Annotated in this window: 10 protein-coding genes and 1 tRNA gene; 5 read left to right on the top strand and 6 right to left on the bottom strand. The window is 60.2% G+C overall.

All coding sequences use genetic code 11. From position 1 onward, the window contains the following. Window positions 1-96 precede the first annotated feature (96 nt). The 3 genes from AC1DHT_RS26915 to AC1DHT_RS26925 are packed head-to-tail and all read right to left on the bottom strand — an operon-like array spanning window position 97 to window position 1,884. Window positions 97-621 carry an NUDIX hydrolase gene (locus AC1DHT_RS26915; RefSeq protein ID WP_427544137.1) on the bottom strand — a complete coding sequence of 175 codons (525 nt, stop codon included), beginning with the start codon at window positions 619-621 and terminating at the stop codon, window positions 97-99. Between the two features lie 8 nt (window positions 622-629). Further along, window positions 630-1,337: an NUDIX hydrolase gene (locus AC1DHT_RS26920; RefSeq protein WP_427544134.1), complete on the bottom strand. Its 708-nt coding sequence runs from the start codon at window positions 1,335-1,337 to the stop codon at window positions 630-632. A 1-nt stretch (window position 1,338) separates the two neighbouring features. Next, entirely contained in the window at window positions 1,339-1,884 is a 546-nt protein-coding gene (locus tag AC1DHT_RS26925; protein WP_477761542.1) for a nucleotidyl transferase family protein, read from the bottom strand. Between the two features lie 190 nt (window positions 1,885-2,074). Between AC1DHT_RS26925 and AC1DHT_RS26930 the strand changes: the two genes are divergently transcribed. From AC1DHT_RS26930 to nadE, 3 genes are read left to right on the top strand one after another with little or no spacing between them, the layout of a single operon-like run. Further along, window positions 2,075-2,722 carry a nicotinamidase gene (locus AC1DHT_RS26930; RefSeq protein WP_427544131.1) on the top strand — a complete coding sequence of 216 codons (648 nt, stop codon included), beginning with the start codon at window positions 2,075-2,077 and terminating at the stop codon, window positions 2,720-2,722. Between the two features lie 10 nt (window positions 2,723-2,732). Continuing rightward, a complete protein-coding gene (gene pncB / locus AC1DHT_RS26935; protein WP_054596603.1) occupies window positions 2,733-3,962 on the top strand; it encodes a nicotinate phosphoribosyltransferase in 1,230 nt (409 codons plus the stop codon). 1 nt (window position 3,963) lies between these two features. Beyond that, window positions 3,964-4,794, top strand: coding sequence for an ammonia-dependent NAD(+) synthetase (nadE, locus tag AC1DHT_RS26940; protein ID WP_427544128.1), 831 nt, complete (start codon window positions 3,964-3,966; stop codon window positions 4,792-4,794). A gap of 111 nt (window positions 4,795-4,905) precedes the next feature. Here nadE and AC1DHT_RS26945 read toward each other — a convergent pair. Continuing rightward, window positions 4,906-4,981, bottom strand: a tRNA-Asn gene (locus tag AC1DHT_RS26945). A gap of 253 nt (window positions 4,982-5,234) precedes the next feature. Here AC1DHT_RS26945 and AC1DHT_RS26950 point away from each other — a divergent pair. After that, window positions 5,235-5,468 (top strand): hypothetical protein, encoded by a 234-nt coding sequence (locus AC1DHT_RS26950; protein WP_019692692.1) that lies wholly within the window; start codon window positions 5,235-5,237, stop codon window positions 5,466-5,468. A 6-nt stretch (window positions 5,469-5,474) separates the two neighbouring features. Here the strand turns inward: AC1DHT_RS26950 and AC1DHT_RS26955 are convergent, their stop codons facing one another. Together AC1DHT_RS26955 and AC1DHT_RS26960 are read right to left on the bottom strand one after the other, a co-directional pair. Next, window positions 5,475-5,684 carry a hypothetical protein gene (locus tag AC1DHT_RS26955; RefSeq protein ID WP_427544125.1) on the bottom strand — a complete coding sequence of 70 codons (210 nt, stop codon included), beginning with the start codon at window positions 5,682-5,684 and terminating at the stop codon, window positions 5,475-5,477. A 240-nt stretch (window positions 5,685-5,924) separates the two neighbouring features. Then, window positions 5,925-7,121: an amino acid aminotransferase gene (locus AC1DHT_RS26960; RefSeq protein WP_427544122.1), complete on the bottom strand. Its 1,197-nt coding sequence runs from the start codon at window positions 7,119-7,121 to the stop codon at window positions 5,925-5,927. Window positions 7,122-7,470: 349 nt separating this feature from the next. Between AC1DHT_RS26960 and uvrB the strand changes: the two genes are divergently transcribed. Further along, window positions 7,471-9,486, top strand: a complete 2,016-nt coding sequence (uvrB, locus tag AC1DHT_RS26965) for an excinuclease ABC subunit UvrB (RefSeq protein WP_019692689.1) — start codon at window positions 7,471-7,473, stop codon at window positions 9,484-9,486. The last annotated feature ends 15 nt before the right edge of the window (window positions 9,487-9,501 follow it).

Raw genomic sequence — 9,501 nt, forward strand, 5'->3', positions numbered from 1 at the left:
CCGACGACGCGCTCACAATCGATAAACAGAAGGGCAGAGGGGATCGCATCCCTTCTGCCCTTTTTGCATGGCGCGTTTCGACTGACAGTCGACAAGTCACAGTGGAGGGCTAGGGAGACCGGCCTCGCTGGCGATCAGCATCATTGCCGCCGAGAGCGTGTGGCCATCGGTGATCTGGCCGGCGGTGATCATGGCCATCAGCTCCTGGCGGGTGATGAACAATAGATCATCCACTTCGCCATCGGTTGCGTCGGTGGCTTGTGTATCGAGGTAGACCTGGCACACCGCAACCGCACTGGCAATCAGCGATGTGTTGCTGTGCAGCAAACCCAACTCCTTGACCTTCAACGCCTGCCAGCCCGTTTCCTCCAGCAGCTCGCGGGCCGCCGCGTCGCAGGCGGTTTCGTTCTCGTCGATGGCGCCCCGCGGGAATTCGATGGACATCCCGCCAATGGCCCGACGCTTGAGGTTGACCAGCATCAGCCGGCCGTCTTCCAGGGTCGGCACGGCCACCACGCCATTGATAGCCCGGGCCTCCTTGATGATGAAGTAGCCGTTCTCGCGGACCACGTTGAAGTATGGGGTTTCCAGCAGGCATTGGGATTCGGTGACAGGCTTCATGCGCGGTATTACTCCAGAAAGCAGCGATCGAAAAGGTAGAGGTTGGCGGGTTTGAGGTTTTCCACCGTGGCTTGCGGGCGGCCACCGTCGCCGCTTTTCTTGCGCCCGGTCTCTTGCAGGTGGCCGGCCTCGATCATCTTCAGCAGGCGCTGGCGGATGCTGGTCTTGAGCACCGGTCGTTCAAGCACCAGGGAGAAAATGCTCACCGCTTCAGGCGCGCTGAACTCGTTGCCAAGGAACATCAGCGGCAGGCTGCTGTACAGCGACTTGGAGAACAGGCGCTCCTGCACCGAGGCCACCAGGCTGTTGTGATCGAAGGGCAGTCTGGTCGAGGCTTCGGCCACGTCCTTGAGCGGGAAAAATCCCTGGTGTGCGGCCGGCTGGACCGCATCGCTGACGATGGCAAGGTAGAAGGTCGACGACGACCAGCAGCGCGGATCGCGGAACGCGTCGCCGACCGTACCGACCTGCTCGATCCAGGCCAGCGGCATACCGACTTTTTTCGAGGCGCGCAGGCGCTCCACGGCGTCGTTCAGCGTGAGGTCTTCAACCCCGCCATTGACCACGATCCCGGGCAGTGCCCAATGGCCGGCGAACGGTTCGGTTTCGCGTCGGTTCAGGAGGATTTCCAGCGCCTGGGTTTCCCGGCAGTAGCGCAGCACACAAAGGTCGATGGTGTGCAGGTAGGCGCTTGGAGAGGGGATGCGGTCTGGCATGTCAGCTTCCGTGGGCAGCGTAGAGGTCATAGTTTACCGGATCCATGCCGGGTGCCATCCAGTGGGTGGGCAGCGGCTCGCCCAAGGCCAGCCGTTCGCGTAGCACCGTACTGCGTACGTGGATCTGTTCCTCGACGCAGATGATGGAAAAGCGCTCCAGCAACTCCGGGCCGCGATAGAAGGTTGGCAGCAGGTCAGCCACATCCTGGCCGACCACCAGGGCAATCTGTTTGCCGTCCATGGCCAGGCTGTCGGCGAGATGGGCGAGCAGGGTGTAGCTGTAGATCGGACCTTCGACGCCGCGCGCCACGATCTGTTCGACCCGGCTGGCACGTACTTCGGCGCAGCACAGGGGCTGTACATGCTCGACGATCGATTCCAGCCAGTTCAGGCGCAGTTCATAGTCGGCCATTCGTTTGCCGTAAGGGTGCCTGAAGCTGGGGGCCACCAGCAGACGCCTGGCCTGGCATGAGGCCTCGATCATCACCTGGGCGTGCCCGGCGTGAGGAGGGTTGRAGGCGCCGCCATAGAGGGCTATTTCATACATGGCTGATCTCCCTGTTGGTACATGACGTGTACCTTATCATCGAATCCGTTCAGACGAAACCATCTCCCATCGCCCTTATGCATATAGAACATAGGCGGGATTCTTCGCGGCAACAATATTTTCATGGTCGGGTATTGCAACAAAAGTACATGACATGTACTTTGTGGGTCATGCAAAGGAGAGACCCGATATGAGCAGCCAGACCCTGAAAACCGCTTCCTTCGATGTCGATGCGCAAAAGAGCTTCACGCCGTTGTGCCCTGATGAGCTGCCCGTGGCGGGCGGCGAGCAGATCGGCAGCGAGCTGAACTTCATGGCCACCCTGGCCAGCCTGCGTGTCGGCAGCAAGGACGCTCATACGGCTCAAGCCCCGTGGGTGGTGGCCGAGCACTCGCAAATGTTCCAGTCGACCGGCCTCGAACACGCCGATATCACTTGGGTCAGCCACTGTGTCCCTGGCACTGAAGGCTTCACCCTGCTGGACGAGTTGCCGACCCCGTACGACTACGACTACTTCGTCTGGAAGGGTGTCGAGCCGGACCTGCACCCTTACGGCGCCTGCTACCACGACCTGCACGGCAAGCTCTCCACCGGCGTGATCGAGTACCTGAACAGCCAGGGTGTGAAGCAGGTCATCGTCGGCGGCCTGGCGCTGGATTTCTGCGTCAAGACCACCGCCCTGCAACTGGTCGCCGCCGGTTTCAAGGTGATCATCCACTTGCCGGCCTGCCGGGCCATCAGTGAAGAGGGCGCGACTCAAGCCATTCAAGACATGCAACAAGCGGGAATCTCGGTGACCGCGACCCGCGAAGAAACCGCCAGTCTGGCAAGCGCATAAGGAAGAAAACATGGAAAGTGCATTCGACAGCAGCAACGGCGTCATCCAGAGTCTTCTGGATACCGATTACTACACCTTCACCATGATGCAGGCGGTGCTGCACCAGCACCCGAACGTCGAGGTGGAATACCAGTTCATCGTGCGTTCGAAAGAGCGGCTCGGGCACCTGATCCCGGACATTCGTGATGAGCTGGAGAAGCTCGCCGGCCTGCAGTTGCGCGAAGGTGAGCAGCGGTTTCTGTTCAACAAGCGTTTCCGTGAATACCTGACACCGGACTTTGAACAGTTCCTCGGTCTGTTTCGCTTCAACCTGCGCTACATCCACGTGTCGGAAGTCGACGGCCAACTGCACATCCGCGTCCGTGGCCCGATGTTGCACTGCATCATGTTCGAGCAGCCGGTGCTGGCGATGGTCAGTGAACTGCGCAACCGTGAGAAGTACCCGGAAGTCGAGCTGGCCGACGTTACCCGCAAGCTGTACCAGAAGTTCGAATGGCTGGAAAAAAACGCCAGCCGCGAAGAACTCGCCGAGTTTCGGGTTTCAGACTTCTCCACCCGCCGGCGCCTGTCGTTCAGGGCCCAGCGCGAAGTGGTCAACGTCATGCGCAGTGACTTCCCCGGGGTGTTCGTCGGTACCAGCAATGCTCACCTGGCCTACGAGTTCGACCTGCCGCTGATCGGCACCATGGCCCACCAATGGCTGATGGTGCACCAGCAGCTCGGGCGGTTGCGCGAGAGCCAGAACGCTGCGTTGGAAAACTGGGTGCGCGAGTACCGGGGCAGGCTGGGGATTGCGCTCACCGACTGCATCAGCACCGACTTCTTCCTCAAGGATTTCGACCTGTACTTCGCCAAGCTCTATGACGGCCTGCGTCAGGATTCCGGTGACCCGATCGTCTGGGCCGACAAGGTGCTGGGGCGTTACAAGGAGCTGGGCATCGATCCAAGAACCAAGGACCTGATGTTCTCCGACGGTCTCAACTTCGAGAAGTGCCTGCCGATCCTGCGTCACGTGCGTGGCAAGGCCAGATTCGGTTTCGGCATGGGCACCAGCCTGGCCTGCGATGTCGAGGGTGTCGAGCCGCTGAGCATCGTCATGAAGCTGGTGCGGGTGCATGGCGAACCGGTGGTGAAGTTCTCCGACGACCCGATCAAGAACGTCTGTGAAGACGCTTCGTTCCTGCGCTACGCGGCCCAGGTATTCAACGTCAGCCTGATCAATCCACAACTGGGAGCTTGATATGACTATGCAACAGCAAGAGCGCATCGCCCGGGAACTGGGCATCGACCGGCAACTCGCCCGGGGCGGCGAGGCCGCTGAAATCGTCCGTCGTGTCGATTTCATTAAACAGGTGCTGCGCGAGTCGGGCTGCAAGGCCCTGGTGCTCGGCATCAGCGGCGGCGTCGACTCCCTGACCGCCGGGCGCCTGTGCCAGCTGGCGGTGGAGCAGTTGCGGGCCGAGGATCATGAGGCGCGCTTTATCGCCGTGCGCCTGCCGTACAAGACTCAGGCCGATGAACGTGACGCCCAGGCCTCCCTGGACTTCATCCAGCCGGACCTGATCACCACCAGCAACATTGCCGACTGTGTCGACGGCCTGATGGCCACTATCGCCATCGACGGTTTGCAGCCGTCGGCGGAACTCACTGACTTTGCCAAAGGCAACGTCAAGGCCCGGGCGCGGATGCTGGCGCAATACGCGATCGCCAACTTCTGCAACGGGTTGGTGGTCGGCACCGATCATGGTGCGGAAGCGCTGATGGGTTTCTTCACCAAATTCGGCGACGGCGCCTGCGACCTGGCGCCACTGTCCGGGTTGATCAAAAGCCAGGTGCGGTTGCTGGCCGACGCCCTGGGCGCGCCGACGCATCTGGTGCGCAAGGCGCCGACCGCAGACCTGGAAGACCTGGCACCGGGCAAGCTGGATGAGGCGGTGTATGGTTGCAGTTACGAGGAAATCGATGCCTATTTGATGGGCGAAGCGGTGTCGCAGCAGGCGCAGCAGATCATTGAAAGCGCCTACGTCAAAACCGCTCACAAACGCGAACTGCCTCGTGTCCCCCGGACATAGGCGCTGAAGCTGCCGCAGGTTCGGGCCGCGTTCGGACGATCTTTTGATTTTCCATCTGCCACAAAAAAGCCCCTGAATCTTTCGATTCAGGGGCTTTTCGATAGTGCTGTCTGGCTCCACGACCTGGACTCGAACCAGGGACCCAGTGATTAACAGTCACTTGCTCTACCAACTGAGCTATCGCGGAATGCGCCGTATGTTACTGATTAAAAAGAACAAGTCAAGCGCGAATTGTTCGAGTGGCTGATTTTCAGGTGGGCGGTGATGATTCTGCAGGCGAGGAGGGTGCTGTCAGCCATTGGCGGTTACCAGAATCGTCGCAGAGGTCTACCATGGCCCCCCGGAAGTGGTTTCACGCGCTACCGGCCCTCAGCCGAAAAGGTACGCGTCATGACTCACCAACCACTGCTCACGTCGTCAATGCTGCGCGAGGTGTTCGTATGAGCATTGCTCAGATCAGCCTGCCCAAAGGCGTCGGGCCGCATGCCGAGAAACTCTTCGATGCGATCACTCAGGCGAGCACCGCTGATGAGCTGAATCGCGCTGGCGGCAAGGCTGAAGGGTTTGTGCTGGGGCTGGAAAGCACCAAGGCGATCAAAAGCCAGGTTGCCGAATCGTTGTATGTGGCTTATGACGACGCCGCCAGTCAGCGTTCGACCGAACTGGCGGGTTGATCGACCTTAACCGCCGAAGGTGAAGGTGCCGAGCAGGAACTTGGCGTACAGCGACGTGGCTGCCAGTTGCACCAACCACAGGGCCAGGCCACCCAGAAACACGCCCAAGGCAACCTGCCACACCAGCCCGCTGCTGCGTTTGGTCTGGGGGCGTGGCACAAAGCGGTCCAGGTCCAGGTCGTCATCGCGGTCAGCGCGTAAGTCATCGTTTTTCATGTCGGTTCTCTAAATTATCGGAAATACGCAGTACGTGTGGGAGCGAGCCTGCTCGCGATAGCGTCATCCCAGGTATTCATTGCGGCATCTAGCGCATCGCGAGCAGATGAACGTCGCCCGGCTCATCCCACATTTGATCTGTGTGCAGTCTAGAGTGCTCGTTCGCAGTACTGATAATTATCTGCTCGCCAACGAAAAGGGGAAGCCAGACGGCTTCCCCTTTTCTGTCGCGCGGGTGGCTTAGATCACCTGAACGATGGCGTTGGTCACCACGTCGATGTTGCTCTGGTTCAGCGCGGCAACGCAGATGCGGCCGGTGTCCAGGGCGTAGATGCCGAACTCGTTGCGCAGGCGAGTGACTTGCTCAACCGTCAGGCCCGAGTACGAGAACATGCCGCGTTGGCGACCAACGAAGCTGAAGTCGCGGCCGGGCGCTTTTTTCGCCAGCAGATCGACCATTTGCGTACGCATGCCGCGAATGCGCAGGCGCATTTCGGCCAGTTCCTGTTCCCACTGGGCGCGCAGCTCAGGGCTGTTCAGTACGGCAGCAACGATAGCGGCGCCGTGGGTCGGCGGGTTGGAGTAGTTGGTGCGGATCACGCGTTTGACTTGCGACAGCACGCGAGCGCTTTCTTCTTTCGATTCGCTGACGATCGACAGCGCGCCAACACGTTCGCCGTACAGCGAGAACGACTTGGAGAACGAGCTGGAAACGAAGAAGTTCAGGCCCGACTCGGCGAACAGGCGCACGGCAGCGGCGTCTTCGTCGATGCCGTCGCCAAAGCCCTGGTAGGCCATGTCGAGAAACGGCACGTGGTTTTTCGCCTTGACCACGTCCAGCACGTTGTTCCAGTCCGCCGGGCTCAGGTCGACGCCAGTCGGGTTGTGGCAGCACGCGTGCAGCACAACGATCGAGCCATTCGGCAGGGCGTTCAGGTCTTCCAGCAGGCCGGCGCGGTTCACGTCGTGAGTCGCGGCGTCGTAGTAGCGATAGTTCTTCACCGGGAAACCAGCGGTTTCGAACAGCGCGCGGTGGTTTTCCCAGCTTGGGTCGCTGATGGCGACGACGGCGTTCGGCAGCAGTTGCTTGAGGAAGTCAGCGCCGATTTTCAGTGCGCCGGTACCGCCGACGGACTGGGTGGTGACAACCCGGCCAGCGGCGAGCAGTGGCGAGTCTTTACCGAACAGCAGCTTTTGCACAGCCTGGTCGTAGGCGGCGATACCGTCGATCGGCAGGTAGCCACGGGAAGCGTGTTGAGCAGCGCGAATCGTCTCGGCTTCGACAACGGCTCGCAGGAGTGGAATTCGCCCCTCCTCGTTGCAGTAAACACCGACCCCCAGGTTGACCTTGTTGGTACGGGCGTCAGCGTTGAATGCTTCGTTGAGGCCCAGGATTGGATCGCGTGGTGCCATTTCGACAGCGGAGAAGAGGCTCATTATTGCGGCGGCTCTGAATGAAATGTGGAGGGACGTGTGGCGCTCCAGCCGAATGCACTAGAGCGGTGCACAAACGGGGAGCTAGTATAGAGGCCTACACCGGGCGCGGCGACAGGCGTTTCCGCTTTTCGGGCAGGTTTTTTCGGATTATTTTTCGGTCGTTAGCCTTATTGTCATGTCAATGGCTGAGGGGCATGTAGGACGTTTGCCTTGAAACTAGAGGTATTCGGCACCACATCAACGGTTATCATGATTTTTCCCTGCGACATTCGTCGTGAGCGACCTTCACCGTTCTGGCGCCCCCGCCAGCGCCGGAATGAGCCGCTCCTTGGAAACCAATAGGTACGATATGTCTGAATTCCAGCTAGTCACCCGCTTCGAGCCCGCCGGCGATCAGCCGGAAGCCATCCGTCTGATGGTCGAGGGCATCGAGGCCGGGCTGGCGCACCAGACGTTGCTTGGTGTGACCGGTTCGGGCAAGACCTTCAGTATCGCCAACGTGATCGCCCAGGTGCAGCGACCAACGCTGGTGCTGGCGCCGAACAAGACGCTGGCGGCGCAACTGTACGGCGAGTTCAAGGCATTCTTCCCGAATAACGCGGTGGAGTACTTCGTTTCCTACTACGACTACTACCAGCCCGAAGCCTACGTACCGTCGTCCGATACCTTCATTGAGAAAGACGCCTCGATCAACGATCACATCGAGCAGATGCGACTGTCGGCGACTAAAGCGTTGCTGGAGCGCAAGGACGCGATCATTGTCACCACGGTCTCGTGCATCTACGGTCTGGGCAGCCCGGAAACCTATCTGAAAATGGTCCTGCACGTCGATCGCGGCGACAAGCTCGATCAGCGCGCTTTGCTGCGCCGCTTGGCCGACCTGCAATACACCCGCAATGACATGGATTTTGCCCGCGCGACCTTCCGCGTGCGCGGCGATGTGATTGATATCCACCCGGCGGAATCCGATTTTGAAGCGATCCGTATTGAGCTCTTCGATGATGAGGTGGAGAAAATTTCCGCTTTCGATCCGCTCACCGGCGAAGTGATTCGCCAGCTGCCGCGTTTCACCTTTTATCCGAAGAGTCACTACGTAACGCCGCGAGAAACCCTGCTGGGAGCCATCGAAGGGATCAAGGTCGAGCTGCAGGAGCGTCTGGAATACCTGCGCTCCAACAATAAACTGGTGGAAGCCCAGCGGCTGGAGCAGCGCACCCGTTTTGACCTGGAGATGATTCTGGAGCTGGGTTACTGCAACGGCATCGAAAACTACTCGCGCTACCTCTCGGGCCGTGAGTCCGGTGAGCCGCCACCGACCTTGTTTGACTATCTGCCCGCCGATGCCTTGCTGGTGATCGACGAATCCCACGTCAGCGTGCCGCAGGTCGGTGCGATGTATAAGGGCGACCGTTCGCGTAAAGAGACGCTGGTCGAATACGGTTTCCGTCTGCCATCGGCACTGGATAACCGGCCAATGCGTTTCGATGAATGGGAAAGCATCAGTCCGCAGACGATTTTCGTCTCGGCGACCCCGGGTAACTACGAGGCGGAACACGCCGGTCGGGTGATCGAGCAGTTGGTGCGACCGACTGGTCTGGTCGATCCGCAAATCGAGATTCGTCCGGCGCTGACTCAAGTCGACGACTTGCTGTCGGAAATCACCAAGCGGGTGGCGCTGGAGGAGCGGGTGCTGGTCACTACATTGACCAAGCGCATGTCCGAAGACTTGACCGACTACCTCGCCGACCACGGTGTGCGGGTGCGTTATCTGCACTCGGACATCGATACCGTGGAGCGGGTCGAGATCATCCGTGATTTGCGTCTGGGCACCTTCGATGTACTGGTGGGGATCAATCTGCTGCGTGAAGGCCTGGACATGCCGGAAGTGTCGCTGGTGGCGATTCTCGATGCCGACAAGGAGGGCTTCCTGCGCTCCGAGCGTTCGCTGATCCAGACCATCGGCCGCGCGGCGCGGAACCTCAATGGCCGGGCGATTCTGTATGCCGACCGGATCACCGGGTCGATGGAACGGGCGATTGGCGAGACCGAGCGCCGTCGCGACAAGCAAATCGCCTTCAACCTGGCCAATGGCATCACCCCCAAAGGCGTGTTCAAGGACGTTGCCGACATCATGGAAGGCGCGACCGTGCCCGGTTCGCGCAGCAAGAAGCGCAAAGGCATGGCCAAGGCAGCCGAGGAAAGTGCCCGTTACGAAAACGAGCTGCGTTCGCCGAGCGAAATCGCCAAGCGCATTCGTCAGCTGGAAGAGAAGATGTACCAGCTCGCCCGCGACCTGGAGTTCGAAGCCGCCGCGCAGACACGCGACGAAATCACCAAGATGCGCGAGCGGTTGTTGACCGTCTGATTAGCGGTGGCTGTC

Source organism: Pseudomonas sp. 05N432 (assembly GCF_056396945.1).

What these genes read in the sequence shown, in the direction of transcription:
- AC1DHT_RS26930 (WP_427544131.1), top strand. Translation starts at nt 2,075, where the DNA reads ATGAGCAGCCAGACCCTGAAAACCGCTTCCTTCGATGTCGATGCGCAA.
- nadE (WP_427544128.1), top strand. Translation starts at nt 3,964, where the DNA reads ATGACTATGCAACAGCAAGAGCGCATCGCCCGGGAACTGGGCATCGAC.
- AC1DHT_RS26950 (WP_019692692.1), top strand. Translation starts at nt 5,235, where the DNA reads ATGAGCATTGCTCAGATCAGCCTGCCCAAAGGCGTCGGGCCGCATGCC.
- AC1DHT_RS26915 (WP_427544137.1), bottom strand. Translation starts at nt 621, where the DNA reads ATGAAGCCTGTCACCGAATCCCAATGCCTGCTGGAAACCCCATACTTC.
- AC1DHT_RS26955 (WP_427544125.1), bottom strand. Translation starts at nt 5,684, where the DNA reads ATGAAAAACGATGACTTACGCGCTGACCGCGATGACGACCTGGACCTG.
- AC1DHT_RS26960 (WP_427544122.1), bottom strand. Translation starts at nt 7,121, where the DNA reads ATGAGCCTCTTCTCCGCTGTCGAAATGGCACCACGCGATCCAATCCTG.
- pncB (WP_054596603.1), top strand. Translation starts at nt 2,733, where the DNA reads ATGGAAAGTGCATTCGACAGCAGCAACGGCGTCATCCAGAGTCTTCTG.
- AC1DHT_RS26920 (WP_427544134.1), bottom strand. Translation starts at nt 1,337, where the DNA reads ATGCCAGACCGCATCCCCTCTCCAAGCGCCTACCTGCACACCATCGAC.
- uvrB (WP_019692689.1), top strand. Translation starts at nt 7,471, where the DNA reads ATGTCTGAATTCCAGCTAGTCACCCGCTTCGAGCCCGCCGGCGATCAG.